The organism is Propionicicella superfundia DSM 22317 (assembly GCF_000423465.1).
In the GTDB taxonomy this organism is placed as follows: domain Bacteria; phylum Actinomycetota; class Actinomycetes; order Propionibacteriales; family Propionibacteriaceae; genus Propionicicella; species Propionicicella superfundia.
Genome location: NZ_AUIA01000013.1, coordinates 101622 through 119507, shown reverse-complemented (window position 1 = coordinate 119507; position 17886 = coordinate 101622). Strand labels below are relative to the sequence as shown.

Below are 17886 nucleotides of genomic sequence, written 5' to 3'. Positions count from 1 at the left end.
GGGGCATGGCCGAAATCACTCACCGTGGGGAAACGGTGCACACCGTCGGAGAGCTTCCCGCCGTCGGAACCGCCGCCCCCGACTTCACCCTCACCGGCGCGGCGATGAAGGACGACGTGTCCCTCGCCGGCTTCGCGGGCCGGCAGGTCGTCCTCAACATCTTCCCGAGCATCGACACCGGCACGTGCGCGCTGAGCGTCCGCACCTTCAACGCGAAGGCGTCCTCGCTCGACAATGCCGTCGTCGTCTGCGTCTCCAACGACCTGCCCTACGCCCAGGCGCGCTTCTGCGGTGCCGAGGGGCTGGACGATGTCATCACCGCCTCCGCGTTCCGCAGCTCTTTCGGGGACGACTACGGGGTGACGCTCGCCGACGGCAAGAACCGCGGCCTGCTCTCCCGGGCCGTCGTCGTCCTCGACACCGACGGGACGGTCCGCTACACCGAGCAGGTCACCGAGATCGCGAACGAGCCCGACTACGACGCGGCGCTCGCCGCGCTGGCCTGAGCGGTCGCGTCAGGGGCGCCGCGGGCGTCCACGCGTCAGCCGGCTCGCGCCGGCGAGGGCCGTCAGCAGCCCGAGCAGGGCGAGGACGCTCGTCGCCGGTGCGATCCCGGTGTCGGCGAGCGTCGCGGCGGAGGCAGGGCCGGAATCCGCTGCGGCGCGACCGGCCGGTGTCCCTTCGGGCGCCGCGGTGGGCGTTCCCGCGGGACGGACCGGTGCGACCGCGATCGGCATCTGTGTGACGACGACCCCTCCGGCGGGGTCCGTGAGCACCGCGACGAGGGTGTGCGTTCCGGTCGTGGTCGTGGCCGGCACGCGTCCGGTGAGGTCGAACCGTCCGGCGGCGTCGACGGTCGCGGTCGCGAGGACGACGGGATCGGAGTGGATCGACAGCGTCACCGTCGTCCCGGGCGGTAGGCCGAGACCGGCGAGGGCGAGGTCCTCGCCGGGGTGGAGGGTCGCCCCGGGCAGCAGGGTCCCTGTGGGTCCTCTCCAGGCGAGGGCCCCGGTCCCGGTGACGGTCGCCTCGGCGACCTCCGACCACCCACCGACGGCGTCCTCGACCAGTCCCGCCACGCGGAACCTGTAGCTGCCCGGGGAAAGGCCGTCGATCTCGGTGGCGGAGTCCGTCGTGGACACCGTCTCCCACTGCGTCGCGCTGCTCTCCCGGTACTGCACGGCGTACCCGGTGAGGGCGTCCGGAGACGATGCGACCGGTGTCCACTCCAGTGCGACGGAGCGCATCCCTCCGCGGACGGTGAGCGTGGGGGCGGGGATGTCGACGACCGTGATCGCGAGCTCGAGCCGCGTCGGCGTCCCGGTGGGGTCCGTCATCGTGGCACCCAGGGTGTGTGTGCCCACGTCCGCGCCCGCGGGTACCGAGGTGTCCGCCGTGAGCATGCCCTGCGCGTCGGTCGAGCCGGATGCGATCACCGCGTCGTCGAAGGTCAGTGCGATCACGGTGTCCGGAGGCAGCCCGCCGGCGGTGAAGCGGAGCGCATCGCCTCGCTGAAGGACGGCGTCCGGGGCGAGGATTCCGTTCGGCCCCGTCCAGTCCGCCGTTCCCGTGCCTGTGACGGAGGCGGTGACGATCGCCGACCAGGCGCCGGCGGCGGCGTCGATCAGCCCGCCGACACGAACCTGATATGTGCCGGGCGACAGGCCCGAGAGCATTCCGGTCGTCGTGACGCCGAGGTCGCGGACGGTCCAGGCATCCTCGCTCACCGGCCGGTACTGGACGCGGTAGCCGGTGAGCGTTCCCTGCGCGGTGCCGGCCGCGGTCCATGACAGGCCGATCGAGGTCGTGCCGCCGGAAGCGGTGAGGACGGGCGCCGTCGCGGATGCGGTGTAGTCGGGGTGGATCGCGATGGTCGCGGGACCGGCCCCGGCGATGCCGCTCAGGGCGGTGGCGTTCGTCATCGGGACGCCGCTCGCGGTGTACCAGCGGCGGGCGCGGTCGTCGCTGTCGGCCAGGGCAGGAAGGCTCGCGCCGCCGGCGGCGAGGGTCGGCGCGTAGACGCGCAGCGCGACCACGGGGTCGGCGGAGGCGACGAGGTAGTTGTTGTGCTCGACGCGCAGGCCGTGCACGCCGTCGCCCGTGCCGTCGTCGGAGACCGTCCCGGCACCGGACGTGGCGATCGTCCCGTCGTTGGTCACGGTCCCTTGACCGGCGACGGCTCCTTCGACGCTGATCGAGCCGCTGTTCGTCACGAGGCCGCCGGCGAGTGTCAGGCTCTTCCCGGCAGGGATGTCGAGCTTCGCCCCGGTGGGGATGGACAGGACTCCTGCGCCGGAGACGCCCGTGTCGGGCCAGGATTTCGCCGTGGCCCAGCCGATGGCGCTCGGTCCTCCGGAGCCGGGACGGACGCTGAGCGTACCGCCGAGGACGCTCACCGAGCCGGCCTGGGTCAGTTCCGTCAGGCCGGGGGCAATCCCTGGTGCACCCGATCCGCCCGTCGCCGAAACGGTTCCGCCGCTCACGACGAGCGTGGCACCGGCTCCCCGGGGCGCGGAGAGCGCGCGTCCGGCTCCGATCCCGGCGGCGCCGGTGCTGCCGCTCTTGGGCCCCCCGCCGACGGCGGTCACGGTGCCGCCGGAGACGGTCACCGTGCCGCCGCCGCCCGCGTTGAGCATTCCGCTTCCGCCACCGATGCCGGCGCCCGACAGGCCTCCGGTCGCGGTGACCGAGCCGCCGGTGATCAGGACGGCGGGCGAGCCGCCGCCCCCGGTCAGGAAGCCCGAGCCGATGCCGGCGCCGGACTCCCCGCCCGTGGCGACCACGGTGCCTCCCCGGATGGTGACGGATCCCCCGCCGCCCGTGCCCTCGCTGTTGTCGTACCCGCCGATGCCCGCGGCGTACAGGCCTCCGGTGGCGCTCAGCAGCGAGGCGGCGTCCCCGACGACGGTGAGGCTGTTGCCGGCGGATACGCCGATCCCCGCTCGGTAGCTCCCGCCTCCTCCGGCGAACAGCGAGTGGCCGTTCAGGTCCAGCGTCTTCGTCCCCGACACGATCGCGTTCGGGCACGGGGCGTCGGCGGAGCCGATGTCGCCCGTCAGGCGCACGGTCTGCTCGGTGCTCGTCGCGAGGTGCGTCGTCACCGCGGTGCAGTCGGCAGCGTCCACGATCGTGTCGTCGGCGTGCGCGGGTGGAGCGGCAAGCGCCGATGTCACCACGACACAGGAGAAGAGGACGGTTGCGAGGCCACGACGCACGCTGAAACTCCGATCGGCAGAACCCGCGAGAACGGGGCGGGCACCATTTCGCATTGTTCGCCGGTCGGGGGCCGATGGTCGGGGGAATACGCAGATCCCCTGTCGCCAGAATGTAGGACAGGCGTCTCATGGGGCGGTCGCCGATGTGCGCTCAGGCGATGCCCCACGACGGGCCGGATCCGCGGACCTGGGCCACCTGCCGGCCCGTCGCCAGGTCGTAGACGGTGGTCGTCGCGTGGTCGGACGCGCCCGACGAGAAGTCCTCCACCGGCGCGTCCGGGTCGAGCACGGTCATCCAGGCGTACTGGCCGTTCGGGGACACACCGCTTCCCTGCACCTCGCCCTCGTCCGGGCCGACCTCGGCGATCGCCGTGGTCCGACCGGCGGACACGTGGACGAGCCGGGTGGTGATGCGGGTGGTGCCGCCGCCGTACTCGATCTGGTTGAGCTCCATGAGGTAGCCGTCGGCGCTGAGCTCGGTGCGCCTGCCGGGAATCGCCGTCTCGGTCTCGCCGACGGTGGCCGCGACCGGGGACGTCGTGCCCGTCGTCAGGTCGATGAGGACCTCGGAGGCGTTGCTCATGACCGCGAGGGTGGTCGTCCCCGGCAGGAAGTCGATGAGCTGGGCGAAGCTGCCCAGGGTCACGGGGGCCGTGTCGGCATCGAGGTACACCAGATACGCGCGGCCCTCGGTGGTCAGCACGACGACGGCCGCGACGCCCGGCACGAATCGCCAGTCCTGCACCGAGAAGGGGGTGCCGGAGTCGGCGATCTCCAACGGGGCCGCGGCGAGGTCGCCGGCGTCCTGGACGAAGAGGGCGTCGACGTACGTCGTCCCGGCGGTCGTGTCCCGGCCGCTGACGACGTACCCGAAGCGCGCGCCGTCCGGCGACGCGCGAAGCTGGTCGATCGTCGACGCCGCGGGTGTCTGGACGGCCGCCGCATCGGCTGTCGCGGAGGTCGTCCCGGGGCTCGTCGTGCCGTCGCCGGACGTCGGTGACGTGGCCGTCGCGGGGACGGTCACGAGGCGCGGCGCCTCTGCCTCGGGTTGGCTGACGGCGACGATCCGGCCTCCCGCGACGGTGAACTGGGACAGCCGTTCGGCGGCGAGCGCCGTGTCGGCCGGGGCGGACGTGTCCGTGTCCTCGGAACTCGCCCGCAGGACGGCGTCCGCGGTCGCGGCGGCCGTGTCGCCCCGGTGGGCGAGAAGCGTGTACAGCGACGCCGACGGGGTGGAGAAGGCGTAGGTCCAGTCGAGGGTGGTTCCCGTGTCCCTGCTGCGGGCATCGGAGACGGTCACCGTGTAGCGGGTGTCGTAGGACAGCGGCGCGGTGAAGCGGATCGTGAGCGTCGAGTCCTTGGTGGTCACGGTGCAGGGCACGGCCGGCTCGATGCGGACCTGGTCCGCGGACACCTCGGCCAGCGGCTGCCGCGACCGCAGCCGAAGCCGCTCACCCGCCACCGTGACGCTCCGCGTCGGGGAGATCGACGCGGACACGAGATCCGGCCCGCGGACGACCGCGACGAACGCGAGCACCGCGGCGATCAGCGCGAGTGCGACGCTCAGTGTCGTCGCGAGGAGCCAGAAGCGGCGCGTGCCGACGGGCTGCTCCTCGGGGGTGGTGGGGTTCGTCCCCGGCCGGCGGCGGGGACGGTGCGTGTCACCCTTCATAGGGCTGCGCCGGCTGGGGGACGACCGCGATGGTCTGGGGTTTGAGGACGAGCGCCGCGTCCCCGGAGTCGCCGGCGGGGACGAAGCTGCCGGTCACCTTCACCCACTGGTCGGCGCTGTACGTGTCGGCCCACCGGGACGCGGTGACCGGGACCCCCACCGGGACGGCGTCCGCGGCGCAGCAGGTGATGACGAAACGGGTGAGGAAGAACGTGTCGGCCGCACCGCTCGCCGTCGGGCTGACGAAGCCGACGAGGGTGACCTTCTGGCCCGCGTAGGTGGCGGCGCTGCCGGGATCGGCGATGATCCCGGCCCAGTCGCGGACCGTGAAGTTGGACGGGTCGGTGCCGACGAGCTTCGTGGTGTCGCCCGTGTCGACGGAGGCGTTCACCGAACGCTGCTGCACGGTGGCGTTCGACAGCGTGGCGGGCGGGATCACGAGCAGCGTGAGCACGAGGACGACGGCCGTCGCCCCGGCCGTCCAGCCGCGTCCTCCGGCCGTCGAGGCGGCCCGGACGGCGAAGGCGGCGACGGCGGCCAGCGCCGCCAGGGCGGCCGTGACCTCGGTGAACACGAAGTAGCGCGGGTGGATGTACAGGCCCAACTGTCCGGTGGTGCCGAGCCACAGGATCGACACCGAGCCGATGAGGGTCAGCAGCAGTCCCCAGGGTGGGACGTGCCGGCCGGGGCCGGCCCGGTGGCCATGGTCATGGTGCGAGTCAGAGGACAAGGTTCAACCCCAATCCCAGCACGAGGGAACAGAGTCCCACGACGGCGGTGAGCAGGATGAGGGCCCGCGTCGTGTACGTGGTGCGCAGCAGGGCGAGCATCTTGATGTCGACCATCGCCCCGAAGACGAGGAAGGCCACGATGCCACCGGTCGCGAACGTCGAGGCGAACGCGAGGATGAAGAAGGCGTCGACGTTCGAGCACAGGGAGACGACGAAGGCCAGCAGCATGAGAACGGCCACCGACAGCACGGGATGACCGCCGAGCCCGAGCAGGACGTCCCGCGGCACGCCCACCTGGATCGCACCGGCCAGGAAGGACCCGGCGACGAGGGCGGGAAGCATCGCCGTCGTCTCGGTGGCGAAGGACTCCGCGCTGCGTCGCCAGCGTCCGCCCGTGTGCTCGTCGGCCGCGCACGCCGCCTCGAAGCTCGGCGTGAGCAGGGTCGACGGAGCCGGGTGCCGCGAGAACACCCAGCCGACGAGGTTGGCGATGACGAACGCCCCGACGATCCGCGAGACCAGGATTCCGCGGTCGAAGCCGAACGCCTGGTAGGTCGTGATGATGGTGACGGGGTTCAGGATGGGCGCCGCCACGAGGAAGGTCAGCGTCTCGCCGACGCCGAGTCCGCGCAGCATCAGCCCGCGTGCCAGCGGAACGTTGCCGCACTGGCACACGGGGAACAGGACACCCAGCACCGACAGCGCCGCGCGCCGCAGCGTCGGCTGCCGCGGCAGCAGCCTCCAGGCCCGGTCGGGGAGCCAGATCTGCACGAGGATCGAGATCGCGATGCCGAGGAAGACGAAGGGCAGCGATTCGAGCAGGACACTGAGCGACAGCGTGACGAGATCACGCCCGGCGGCGGGGAGCCACGACGTCCAGTCGGGGTCGGCCACGAGCCGCAGGGCGAGGAGGGCGGCGACGGCCGCCAGACCGATGGCACCCCGCAGGGCGACGCCACGGGCCCCGTGTGGGGGTGGCGCCGCATGGTCGTGTTCGTGGTGGTCGTGAGACACGGCCGACACAGCCGAGCGTTGAGCCATCGCGGGCCAGTCTAGGCATGCCTCGCCCGGCAAAAGTCCTGGCCGGGCGGGTGTCGGGCACTAGCGTGAGACCCATGCCGCGTGCGCTTCGGGTGATCCACCTCCTGTGGATCGCGGGCTTCCTGGTCGGGACCGTGAGCCACGTCCTCGACCTCGCCGCCGCCGGCACCGAGGTCTATGCGGGTTTCCCGGCCGGGCTCCGGGTGTTCTGGATCTCGCTCACCGTCCTCGACCTGCTGGTCGTGGGACTCCTCGCGTTCCGGCGCGTGGCGGGGGTCGTCCTGGCCGTGGTCGTGATCCTCGCCGACATCGCCGTGAACTGGATCGTCTTCGCCACCATCGGCGGCAATCCGCTGTACGGCGTCGTGAACCAGACGGTCTTCGCCGTGTTCCTCCTCGTCACAGCACCGTCGTTGGGGCGGTGGTGTCGCGCGTTCCACGCCGAGCGGCCCGACCGGCGCTGAGAACGGACGGCCAACCGACGAGCGGAGGCGGGCGCGGCAGGGCCCCCCGAGCGGCCGGGTCGTAGAGTGACCGGAGCGGCAGCACCCACGACCCAGGAGCATCGTGACCGAGCAGACCATCGACTCCGCCGAACTCGACCTCATCCAGGACGAGGCCGTCCGCATCACCTGTGAGCTGATCCGGATCGATTCGACGAACTACGGCGACGGTACCGGGCCGTGCGAACAGGAGGCCGCCGAGTACGTGATGGAGGTCCTGCGCGAGGTCGGGCTCGAACCGCAGTACGTCGAGTCGGCGCCTCGCCGGGCCAGCGTCGTCGTGCGCGTCCCGGGGGCCGACCGCGATCGTCCCGGACTCGTCCTGCACGGCCACCTGGACGTCGTCCCGGCCGATGCCGACGACTGGTCCGTGCCCCCGTTCTCCGGGGAGATCCGCGACGGCATGATCCACGGGCGCGGTGCCGTCGACATGAAGGACATGGTGGCGATGCTGCTCGCCAACCTGCGTTCGCTGGCGCGCACGGGCGCCGTCCCGCCGCGCGACATCGTGTTCGGGTTCTTCGCCGACGAGGAGGCGGGCGGGGCCTACGGCGCCGAGTGGCTGGTGAAGAACCACCCGGAGGTGTTCGCCGGGTGCAGCGAGGCGATCAGCGAGGTCGGCGGGTACTCGATCACGCTCACTCCGGCCGGCGGCGGGCCCGCACGCCGGACGTACCTGCTGCAGACCGCCGAGAAGGGGTACGCGTGGATGCGGATCCGCGCGCGGGGCCGCGCCGGGCACGGGTCGGTGCCCAACGACGAGAACGCGATCGTGCGTCTCGCGCAGGCGATCTGCCGGATCGACGCGCACGACTGGGGCACGGAGCTGATCCCGCCCGTGATCACGCTGCTCGATCACGTCTCCGAGGTCACGGGGATCGGCTGGGACCCCGACGACCCGGCCGCGTTCCTGCCGCAGTTGGGCGGTGCCCGGCAGTTCGTCGCCGGCACGCTCGCCAACTCCGCGAACGTGACGACCCTGCTGGCGGGCCGCAAGTCCAACGTCGTGCCGGGTTCGGCCGAGGCGTCCATCGACTGCCGGTTCCTGCCCGGGTCGGAGGACGTCGTCCTCGACACGCTGCGCGCGCTGTGCGGGGAGCATGTCGAGCTCGTCGTCGACCGGATGAACCTGCCGCTGGACGTTCCGGCCGAGGGTCCGCTCATCGACGTCCTCGCGGCCGCGATCGACGCCGAGGACCCGGGTGCGCAGGTCGTGCCGTACTGCCTGTCGGCCGGCACCGACAACAAGGAGCTGCGCCCGCTCGGCATCGCCGGCTACGGGTTCGCCCCGCTGCGGCTGCCCGCCGATCTCGACTTCGCTCCGCTGTTCCACGGCGTCGACGAGCGTGTGCCGGTGGACGCCGTCCGGTTCGGCGCGCGCGTCCTGCGGCGCGTCATCGCCACCTGCTGAGGAGGGTTCATGCCCGAGGGACTGCCCATCGTCGCGCTCGCGAGTGTCGGCGGGACGATCACGATGACGCCGGGCGATTCCGGCGGGGTCCAGCCGACGCTGACGGCGGCCGACCTTGCCGCGTCGGTGCCCGGGCTGAGCGAGGTCTGCGAGATCCGCGTCGACACGCTGGCCTCGATCCCCAGCCCGTCGTTCCCGATCACCCGCTTCTGGGATGTCGCCGAATGGGGTCGGGAGCAGGTGGACCAGGGTGCGTCCGGTGTGATGCTGGCGCAGGGCACCGACACCATCGAGGAGTCCTCGTTCCTGCTCGACCTGTACTGGGAGCTGCCGCACCCGTTCATCGTGACCGGGGCCATGCGGGCGCCGCGGCAGGTGTCGGCCGACGGCCCGGCGAACCTTCTCACCGCGGCCGTCGTCGCGTCGTCCGGTGCGCTGCGCGACCAGGGCGTGCTCGTGGTGCTCGACCAGACCGCGCACGCGGCCAGGGTCGTCCGGAAGACGCATTCCTGGGCCGTCAGCACGTTCCAGTCGCCGGGTTTCGGCCCGGTCGGCTTCGTGATCGAGGGACGTCTGCGCGCCCGCCCGATGCCGCGCCCTGCGGTGCGCATCGCGGCGCCGCTGTCGGATCCCTACGTGCCGTTGCTGGAGACGTTCGTCGGGGACGACGGCACGACGCTGCGGGCGGTGCTCGACGCGGGTGCGGATGGCGTCGTCCTCGGCGCGTTCGGCGTCGGGCATCTGCCGGCGCGGGTTGCGCGGGTGGTCGCGGAGGCGGCCGCCGACGTCCCGATCGTCGTCGCGTCGCGCACGGGCAGCGGGGGGACGTTGCGGGAGACGTACGGGTACGAGGGCTCCGAGATCGACCTCGGCCGCAAGGGCGCGATCCTGGCCGGAGCCCTGGATCCGCGGAAGGCGCGGACGCTGCTGTGGGCCGCGACCGCGGCGGGGCGTCCCGCGGCGGACGTCCCCGGCCTGTTCGCGGCGTTCGACGACTGAGCGTCCCGCCGACACGGCCCCGAACGCTCCCAAACCCCCGGGTCCCGCCCGCGAACGCTCCGAAGCTGCCGGAAAACGGCGGCTTTCCGGGGGTTTGGGAGCGTTCGGCGGGATCGTTCCTCCGTCCGCCGCGGCGGCGCGCCACCTCCGGCACCTGTCCGACCCCGTCCTGAACACGCTCCGGCCCGGATTCGGCCACCGTGGCGGCGCAGAACGCCGGAGGGGCGGACCATTCCCGCATTCCCGCTCGCCCCTGCGACCGGTAACGTCCCGAGCAACCTGAGAGGTTGCCACCAACGGAGGAGGGACGATGAACCGGCAGGCCGCCATCCTGAACCAGCTCGAGACGTCCCTGTCCGTGTCCCCCGCCACGCTCGCCGACCGCTTCGGCGTGAGCGAGAAGACCGTCGCGGCGGAGGTCGCCCAGCTCAACGTCGCGCTCGGTGCCGCCGGCTCGGTCAGGCTGCACCGCGGACGCTACAGGCTCCTCGTCGTCGACACGGACGGGCTGCGCGCGGCACGCGAGCGGATCGTGGGGATCGACGCCGGTCTCGGCGACCCCCAGCGGCGGACGGCGTTCATCCTGGCGCGACTCATGCGCAGCGAGCGGCCGGTGCGCATCGAGGAACTCGTCGCGGAGATGTTCGTGGGCCGGACGACGGTCGTCGCGGACCTGGCCCGGCTCCGCGAGGGACTGTCGGGGCTCGACGTGCGCATCGAGGGACGCACTCACGTCGGTCTCCGGTTGGACGGGCCCGAACTCGGGATCCGCCTCGCCGTGCTCCGCTACGCCTGGGACGCGGCCTATGCCGACTACCCTCTCGGCCCCGAGCTCACCGCGGCACTGACATCGGCGGTCGCCGAGGGCGGGTTGCCGCAGGACGTCGCCGCGACCGTGCACCGATGGGCGACCGTGATCCTGGACCGGTATCTCGGCGGGCATCCGCTCGTCACACTGCCCGTCGAGTACCAGAGCCTCGCGAACACGCGCGCCCACGACCTGGCCCGACGGGTGGCCGCACGGCTCGAACCGCTGATCGCCGAGACGCTGCCGCCGGCCGAGGTGCTGTTCCTCGCCATCCCGGCCGCAGGACGCCGGACACCCACCGTCGCCGAGGACAGGGAGGGGTCGCCCGAGGCCGTCCCCGACCTCGTCGAGGACATCTGCCGCCAGATCCGCGACACGATGGACGTCGAGGTCGACGCCGGCGGGCTCCTCGCCGAGTTCAGTCACCACCTCGCCTTCATGATCAATCGGATGCGCTATTCGCAGCACGTCACCGAGCCGATCCAGGTCGAGCAGATCCGGGCCCAGTACCCGCTGGCGCACCACATGGCGACGATCGCCCGGGGCGTCATCGCCGAGCGCACCGGCCTGGCCATGGACGACACCGAGGTGGCCCTCACCGCGACATATTTCCAGGTGTACCTGGAGGATCACGCCGCGCGGCCGCAGCCCCCGTTCCGGGTCGCGATCGTGACGCCACGAGGGCCGGGTGTCGCTCGCCTCATCCAGACGAGGATGGCCAAGGTCCTCCCGCCCGGGACGACGTTCCAGATGTTCTCGACGGACACGGACGAGCGGGTGCACGACGCGGACCTCGTCGTCGCCACACCCGGGACAACGGTCGACGTGCCCGCCCCGGTGCTGCAGCTCTCCGAGGTGTTCGACAGCTCGGAGTTGGCCCGCCGGCTGGCGGCGATGCGCTTCCCCGGGTACAGGCAGCTCGCCCTGCCGCGTCACGCCGGGTCGATTCTGGTGACGCTCCTCGACGCCGACCGGTTCGTACCGCTTCCGCGAGACTGCGCCTACCTCGACGGGACGAGGCTCCTCATCGACCATCTGGTCGAACGTGGCCTGATGGACGAGGCATTCCGCTCGGCCGTCGCCGAGCGCGAGAAGCGGGCCACCATGCTCCTCGACGAGGTCCTCGCGTTCCCGCACGCCGTTGCGCCGCACGGGGAGCACCTCGTGTGCGCGCTCGGCCTGATCCCACGCGGGGACGCGGAGGAGGGGCTTCGCGCGATCTTCCTCATGGCCGCGCCCGAAAAGGCGCTCTACGACGACACCATCCTCATCCGTGCATACGACGACCTCATCCGGCTCGGGTCCAACCGGCTCCTGCTGAGCAAGGTCTCCCGTCTCTCGACCTACGAGCAGTTCTTCTACCTGATGGAGAGCGCTGCCGAGGACCACGTCCTCTAAGGAGTCACCATGTTCTGGATCTTTCTCATCGGCTTCGCGGTCATCTACGCGACGCAGACGGTGCTCGCGTTGAAGCAGGCGAAGGACTTCACGCGTACCTTCACCGCGTTGCACCGCCGCGGCAAGGTCGCGATCGGCAAGAAGAAGGGCCTGCTCACCGCGGGCGCGATCGTGATGTTCCTGTTGGACGACGCCGGCGGGATCGCCGAGGGGCATCGCCTCAACGGGGTGACGGTCTTCGCGCGGTTTCGCCGGTGGGGCGCCTTCGACGGCGCCGACCTCATCTCGGTGGCGCCCGAGACCGACAGGCGGTTTCCCCGGAGCGTGCGGCAGGCCGTCGCCAACGCCCGCGACAACTACCGCATCGTTCTCACCGGCGGCAGGCCTCCCGAACCTCCCGGCCCGCTGACGCAGATCGCCGACCGGCTCCGCGTCGTCGTCCGACGCTCCTCCAGGGCGCAGGCCGCCGGGGGCTGACCGTCGCCCCACCCCCGTCACCGGGTTCAGCGTGTATCGCGTCGCGCGTCCCGCGACTCGCCGGACCGATTCCGGCCCTCACCCGCGGGTGAGCCCCTTCCACGTGCCCACCAGGGCGTCACTGCACCACCTGCCCTGGCCGGCCCTGCTCGTTTCTGCTCCCACGACCGCTCGAAAGGAGTGACCATGAATAACGTTGTCGGCGTCGCCGAATGGTTCATCGGACTGTTCAAGGCCGGCGCGGAGACGTTCCTCAGCTGGATGACGGGCATCGTGCCCCTTGTCCTGATGCTGATCATCGCTATGAACTCGCTGATCCAACTGATCGGCGAGGACAGGATCAACACGCTCGCCGCCAAGGCGGGCAACAACCCGGTCTCGAGGTACCTGCTGCTGCCGTTCCTCGGCTCGTTCATGCTCGCGAACCCGATGGTGCATTCGCTCGGCCGGTTCATGCCCGAGCGGTACAAGCCCAGCTACTTCGCCAGCGCCGCGCAGTTCTGCCACACCAGCAACGGCGTCTTCCCGCACATCAACCCGGCCGAGCTGTTCATCTGGCTCGGCATTGCCCACGGCGTGGAGCAACTCGGCCTCAGCACAGGGCCGCTCGCGATCCGCTATCTCCTCGTGGGCCTCGTCATGAACTTCCTCGGAGGGTGGGTCACCGACCTCACAACGAGGTGGGTCAGCAAGCAGCAGGGTGTGACGCTCAGCACGGCGACGAAGGTGGAGGTGTGAACCGATGAGTGAGTACAGGACCATCGTGATCGAGCGCGGGAGCGGAGGGTTCGGCGGGCCGTTGACGTTGACCCCGACCCCTGAGCGCAACAAGCTCGTGTACATCGTCGGCGGCGGCATGAAGCCCGAGGTCGTCGACAGGATCGCCGAACTGTCGGGCGCCGAGCCGGTGAACGGCTTCGCGACGTCCGTCCCGGACGAGGAGATCTTCGCGGCCGTCATCGACTGCGGCGGAACGCTGCGATGCGGCATCTACCCGAAGAAGGGCATCCCCACGGTCAACGTGATGCCGACCGGAAAGACCGGCCCGCTCGCCCAGTTCATCCACGAGGGCATCTACGTGTCGGCTGTCGGTCCCGGACAGGTCAGGGCGGCCGACGACGCGGTCGAGGTCGGTGCCGCCGCTGCGGGCGCTGAGGCCTCCGCCGCGGGGACGCCCGGCGGCGAGAAGGGCCCTGCGTTCACCGTTCAGGGCGACTGGTCGACCGACAAGAAGATCTCCCAGACCATCGCCGCGAAGGAGAAGAAGTCGATCCTGGAGCGGATCGGTCTCGGCGCGGGACGCGTCGTGTCCATCTTCTTCCAGGCCGGCCGGGACGGCGTCCAGACAATGCTCAACACGGTCATCCCGTTCATGGCGTTCGTCGCCATGCTGATCGGCATCATCAACGCCTCCGGCTTCGGCAACTGGTTCTCTTCGATGCTGACGCCGCTGGCGGGTTCGGGCTGGGGCCTGCTCGTGCTCGGATTCATCTGCTCGCTGCCGTTCCTCTCGCCGCTGCTCGGCCCCGGAGCGGTGATCGGGCAGATCATCGGCACCCTGATCGGCGTCGAGATCGGCAAGGGCAACGTGCCGCCGAGCCTTGCCCTGCCGGCTCTGTTCGCGATCAACACGCAGAACGCCTGCGACTTCATCCCGGTCGGCCTCGGGCTGGCGGAGGCGGAGCCCGAGACCGTTGAGGTCGGGGTGCCGTCCGTGTTGTACTCCCGCTTCCTCAACGGCGTCCCACGTGTCGCCGTGGCCTGGCTCGCCAGCATCGGCCTCTACTGACACCGCCACACGAACTGAGGACAACGCTCATGACCGAGATCTACCGCACGACCGTGACCGCCGTCGGACCGCAGGCGACCGAGTTCACTGCCCAAGGACTGTTCGTCACCTTCGGCGACGACGCACCTGCCGCTCTCCGGGAGTTCTGCTACATCGTGGCGCAGGCGCGGACGTCGGCGCCGATCGTCCCGGGCCAGCGGCTCGTGATCGACGGGACGGAGTACCCGATCACCGCGGTCGGCGACGTGGCTCAGCGGAACCTGGACGCACTGGGGCACGTGACGGTGAACGTCGACGGCTCCCCCACCCCGAAGCTGGCCGGGGCGATCCACATCGCCGGGGAGTCGCCGGTGATCGGCGTCGGCACCACGATCGCGATCGAGGGGCCATGATCCGCCGGGACGTCCGTCTCGGCGACCCGGCGGGACTGCACGCGCTGATCGCGCAAGCCGTGGTCGCCGTGGCAGGGGAGTTCGCCAGCAGCGTCTTCCTCCGCCACGACGGCCGCACGGCCAGTGCGACCAGTCCTGTCGGGGTGCTCGCCCTGGGTGTCCCGCCGGGCGCAACCGTATCGGTGTGGGCGGACGGGGCCGACGAGTACGAGGCCCTGTCCGCGGTCGCCGACCTGCTGACCCGACCACATGCGCAATCCGCGGTCGACGAAAGCCCCCCACCGGGGACCGACACAACCAGTGAGACGAAGGAGAACCGATGAATGCCGTGATGGCCGAGGGGCTGCGGCGGGCCGGCGACACCAAGGTGGTCGAGGTGGGACGCGGCGTGCTGGAGCGCAGTGGCGTCCTGCTGCGGGACGCCCTGCTGCGCGACCGGACCGCCCTCGTCGTCGCCGACGAGCGGACGTGGGCGGCCGCCGGACACGCCGTGTTCGACCGCCTCGCCGCTGCGGGGGTGAACCTGGCAGAGCCTCTCGTCTTCCCGGGGCAGCCGGCGCTGTACGCGTCGTACGAGAACTGCGTGATCATCCGGGAGCGGCTGCGCGAATCGGACGCGCTGGGCGTCGCCGTCGGCGCAGGGACGATCAACGACCTGGTCAAGCTGGCGTCGGGGGAGCTGAGCCGGCTGTACGCCGTGGTCGGCACGGCTGCGTCGATGGACGGGTACACGGGGTTCGGCGCACCCATGAACCGGGGCGGGGTGAAGCTCACGATGCCCTGTCCGGCGCCGCGCGTCGTCCTGTTCGACCTGGACGTGGCGGCTGCCGCGCCCCCGTCGATGGTGGCGTCGGGATACGGTGACCTGGCAGCGAAGATCCCGGGCGGCGCCGACTGGATCCTGTCGGATGCGGTGGGCATCGACCCGATCGAGCCGCTGGCCTGGGACCTCGTTCAGGGCGGGGTCTCGGAGGCGCTGTCGCGACCCGCGTCGCTCGCCGCGGGCGACGCGTCCGCCTACGAGGGGCTGGTGTCGGGCCTCGTCCTGTCGGGGCTCGCCATGCAGGTGTACCGGGGGACGCGGCCGGCCTCGGGCGCCGAGCACTACTTCAGCCATCTGTGGGAGCTCGCGCATCTGGGCGCCGAGGAGGACCCGCCGCTGTCGCACGGGTTCAAGGTGGCTATCGGGACGTTGGCGATGTGTCAGTTCTACGAGCGCTTCCTCGCCCGCGACCTGAAGGGACTGGACGTCGACGCGGCCGCTGCGCGGTGGCGTCCCTGGGACGATGTGGAGGCGGACATCCGCAGCCGGTTCACCGGCGCCCTCGCGGACAACGCCGTGAACGAGACGAAGGCCAAGTATGTGGACGCCGACGGGCTCCGCGCCCGGCTGCGGGGGCTGATGGACCGGTGGGACGAGCTGCGGCCGAGGCTCGCTGCGCAGGTGCTGCCGGCGGCGGACCTGCAGCGGATGCTGCGGGCGGCGGGTGCCCCTGCCGTGCCTGAGGACATCGGTTTGACGGCCGCTGACGTCCGGGACACGTTCCCACGGGCCATGTACTACCGGGCGCGCTACAGCGTGTTGGACGTCGCGCGGGAGACGGGTTGGTTCGACGACCTCGTGGCGGAGGTGTTCGCTCCGGGGGGTCTGTGGACATAGATCCGGAGCGGTCGGTGCCTTCCGCCGCGGCGGCGTGGAACGGCCTCGTGCCGGAGAACCGCTACGGTCGTGTGGTGAACGACGACAACCGTCCCGAGCAGTCCACCTCCGACGAGATGACCTTCGCCGACCTCAACCTCGACCAGCACGTGCTGCGCGCGCTGCGGGACGTGGGGTACGAGCACCCGACCCCGATCCAGGCCGCGACCATCCCGGCGCTGCTCGCCGGGCGGCATGTGGTGGGTCTCGCGCAGACCGGCACGGGCAAGACGGCCGCGTTCGCGCTGCCGATCCTGAACCGGCTCACCCTCAAGCAGAAGGCGCCGCAGGCGCTCGTCCTCGCCCCGACCCGGGAACTCGCGCTGCAGGTGTGCGAGGCGTTCCAGACCTACGCCGGACGGATGCACGGCGTCCGCATCCTGCCGGTGTACGGCGGCCAGGGGTACGGCGTGCAGCTCAGCGCCCTGGCCCGGGGCGTGCACATCGTCGTCGGCACACCGGGCCGGATCATGGACCACCTCGAGAAGGGGACTCTCGACCTCTCGCAGGTGCGTTTCCTCGTCCTCGACGAGGCCGACGAGATGCTGAGCATGGGATTCGCGGAGGACGTCGAGACGATTCTCGCCGAGACGCCCGACGACAAGCAGGTCGCCCTCTTCTCGGCGACCCTGCCCGGGCCGATCCGGCGGTTGTCGAAGAAGTACCTCGCCGACCCCGTCGAGGTCGTGCTCCAGGGCCGGACGAAGACCGCACCCAACGTCCGTCACCGGTACGTCGTCGTGGCGTACCCGCAGAAGATCGATGCGCTCACCCGGATCCTCGAGGTCGAGGATTTCGAGGGCATGATCGTGTTCGTCCGCACCAAGAACGAGACGGAGACCCTCGCCGAGAAGCTGCGCGCCCGGGGATTCTCGGCGACCGCCATCAACGGCGACATCGCACAGAACCAGCGCGAGCGGACCATCGGGCAGCTCAAGTCGGGCAAGCTCGACATCCTCGTCGCGACCGACGTGGCGGCCCGCGGCCTGGACGTCGACCGGATCAGCCATGTCATCAACTACGACATTCCCACCGACACCGAGTCGTACGTCCACCGCATCGGACGGACGGGCCGCGCCGGGCGCAGCGGCGACGCGATCTCGTTCGTGACCCCTCGCGAGCGCGGCCTGCTGGCGGCGATCGAGAAGGCGACCGGTCAGCGTCTCACCCCCATGGCGATGCCCACGGTCGACGATGTCAACGCGACCCGGCTCAGCCGCTTCGACGACGCCATCAGCGAGGCACTCGGCTCCGACCGGCTCGACACGTTCCGGGAGATCGTCGCGCACTACGTCGCCGAGTACGACGTGCCCGAGGTGGACGTGGCGGCGGCGCTCGCGATCAACCTGCAGGGGGACGAGCCGATGCTGCTCGGGCCCGAGGACGAGATGCGGGCCGTCCCGGATCGCCCCGCGGGAGCGCGCCGGGAGCGGTCGCCGCGGCCCCGGTCGGACGTGGCGCTGGCGATGTACCGGATCGCGGTCGGGAAACGGCACCGGGTGCTGCCGCGGCAGATCGTCGGTGCGCTCGCGAACGAGGGCGGGCTGCGCCGGGAGGACTTCGGCCGCATCGACATCCGCGCCGACCACTCGCTGGTGGAGCTTCCGGCCGTGCTGCCGCAGGCCGTGCGGGACGCGTTGCGCTCCACCCGCATCTCGGGCAAGCTCATCGATCTCGCGCCGGTCCAGACCCAGGGCCGGGCGGACGACCGCCCGCGCAAGAAGCCGCGCCACAAGAAGGTCCGTCCCTGA

Annotated in this window: 16 protein-coding genes; 12 read left to right on the top strand and 4 right to left on the bottom strand. The window is 71.3% G+C overall.

The window, feature by feature from the left end:
• Nucleotides 1-5 precede the first annotated feature (5 nt).
• On the top strand, nt 6-506 hold the full coding sequence (tpx, locus tag G555_RS0102290) for a thiol peroxidase (RefSeq protein WP_028707618.1): 501 nt from the start codon (nt 6-8) through the stop codon (nt 504-506).
• 9 nt (nt 507-515) lie between these two features.
• Here tpx and G555_RS0102285 read toward each other — a convergent pair whose 3' ends face one another.
• The 4 genes from G555_RS0102285 to G555_RS0102270 all read right to left on the bottom strand — a co-directional run bounded on the left by G555_RS0102285 (nt 516) and on the right by G555_RS0102270 (nt 6659).
• On the bottom strand, nt 516-3173 hold the full coding sequence (locus G555_RS0102285; RefSeq protein ID WP_156887388.1) for a fibronectin type III domain-containing protein: 2658 nt from the start codon (nt 3171-3173) through the stop codon (nt 516-518).
• Nucleotides 3174-3366: 193 nt separating this feature from the next.
• Entirely contained in the window at nt 3367-4887 is a 1521-nt protein-coding gene (locus G555_RS0102280) for an Ig-like domain-containing protein (RefSeq protein ID WP_028707616.1), read from the bottom strand.
• The gene (locus tag G555_RS0102275) at nt 4877-5617 is read right to left on the bottom strand and encodes a TIGR03943 family putative permease subunit (protein WP_084634553.1); all 741 of its coding nucleotides are present in this window, start codon (nt 5615-5617) and stop codon (nt 4877-4879) included. Before G555_RS0102275 ends, G555_RS0102280 begins: the two co-directional genes overlap by 11 nt.
• Nucleotides 5607-6659, bottom strand: a complete 1053-nt coding sequence (locus G555_RS0102270; RefSeq protein ID WP_084634550.1) for a permease — start codon at nt 6657-6659, stop codon at nt 5607-5609. Before G555_RS0102270 ends, G555_RS0102275 begins: the two co-directional genes overlap by 11 nt.
• 74 nt (nt 6660-6733) lie before the next feature.
• On the opposite strand from G555_RS0102270, the gene G555_RS20975 reads away from it, so the two are divergent.
• From G555_RS20975 to G555_RS0102215, 11 genes are all read left to right on the top strand, one after another.
• Nucleotides 6734-7123, top strand: a complete 390-nt coding sequence (locus G555_RS20975) for a hypothetical protein (protein ID WP_051208247.1) — start codon at nt 6734-6736, stop codon at nt 7121-7123.
• 103 nt (nt 7124-7226) lie between these two features.
• Nucleotides 7227-8573: a M20/M25/M40 family metallo-hydrolase gene (locus tag G555_RS0102260; protein ID WP_051208241.1), complete on the top strand. Its 1347-nt coding sequence runs from the start codon at nt 7227-7229 to the stop codon at nt 8571-8573.
• A 9-nt stretch (nt 8574-8582) separates the two neighbouring features.
• On the top strand, nt 8583-9572 hold the full coding sequence (locus tag G555_RS0102255) for an asparaginase (RefSeq protein WP_051208238.1): 990 nt from the start codon (nt 8583-8585) through the stop codon (nt 9570-9572).
• A gap of 310 nt (nt 9573-9882) precedes the next feature.
• Entirely contained in the window at nt 9883-11778 is a 1896-nt protein-coding gene (locus G555_RS0102250) for a BglG family transcription antiterminator (protein WP_028707611.1), read from the top strand.
• A 9-nt stretch (nt 11779-11787) separates the two neighbouring features.
• Nucleotides 11788-12255: a transcriptional regulator GutM gene (locus G555_RS17400; protein ID WP_051208236.1), complete on the top strand. Its 468-nt coding sequence runs from the start codon at nt 11788-11790 to the stop codon at nt 12253-12255.
• Between the two features lie 186 nt (nt 12256-12441).
• Nucleotides 12442-12993: a PTS glucitol/sorbitol transporter subunit IIC gene (gene srlA / locus G555_RS0102240; protein WP_028707610.1), complete on the top strand. Its 552-nt coding sequence runs from the start codon at nt 12442-12444 to the stop codon at nt 12991-12993.
• Between the two features lie 4 nt (nt 12994-12997).
• The gene (srlE, locus tag G555_RS0102235) at nt 12998-14044 is read left to right on the top strand and encodes a PTS glucitol/sorbitol transporter subunit IIB (RefSeq protein WP_028707609.1); all 1047 of its coding nucleotides are present in this window, start codon (nt 12998-13000) and stop codon (nt 14042-14044) included.
• 29 nt (nt 14045-14073) lie between these two features.
• Nucleotides 14074-14436, top strand: a complete 363-nt coding sequence (locus tag G555_RS0102230) for a PTS glucitol/sorbitol transporter subunit IIA (RefSeq protein ID WP_028707608.1) — start codon at nt 14074-14076, stop codon at nt 14434-14436.
• Nucleotides 14433-14759 carry an HPr family phosphocarrier protein gene (locus G555_RS17395; RefSeq protein WP_051208232.1) on the top strand — a complete coding sequence of 109 codons (327 nt, stop codon included), beginning with the start codon at nt 14433-14435 and terminating at the stop codon, nt 14757-14759. Before G555_RS0102230 ends, G555_RS17395 begins: the two co-directional genes overlap by 4 nt.
• On the top strand, nt 14756-16096 hold the full coding sequence (locus G555_RS0102220; RefSeq protein WP_028707607.1) for a sn-glycerol-1-phosphate dehydrogenase: 1341 nt from the start codon (nt 14756-14758) through the stop codon (nt 16094-16096). The genes G555_RS17395 and G555_RS0102220 overlap by 4 nt, the downstream gene beginning before the upstream one ends.
• Before the next feature lie 74 nt (nt 16097-16170).
• Nucleotides 16171-17886: a DEAD/DEAH box helicase gene (locus G555_RS0102215; RefSeq protein WP_245581173.1), complete on the top strand. Its 1716-nt coding sequence runs from the start codon at nt 16171-16173 to the stop codon at nt 17884-17886.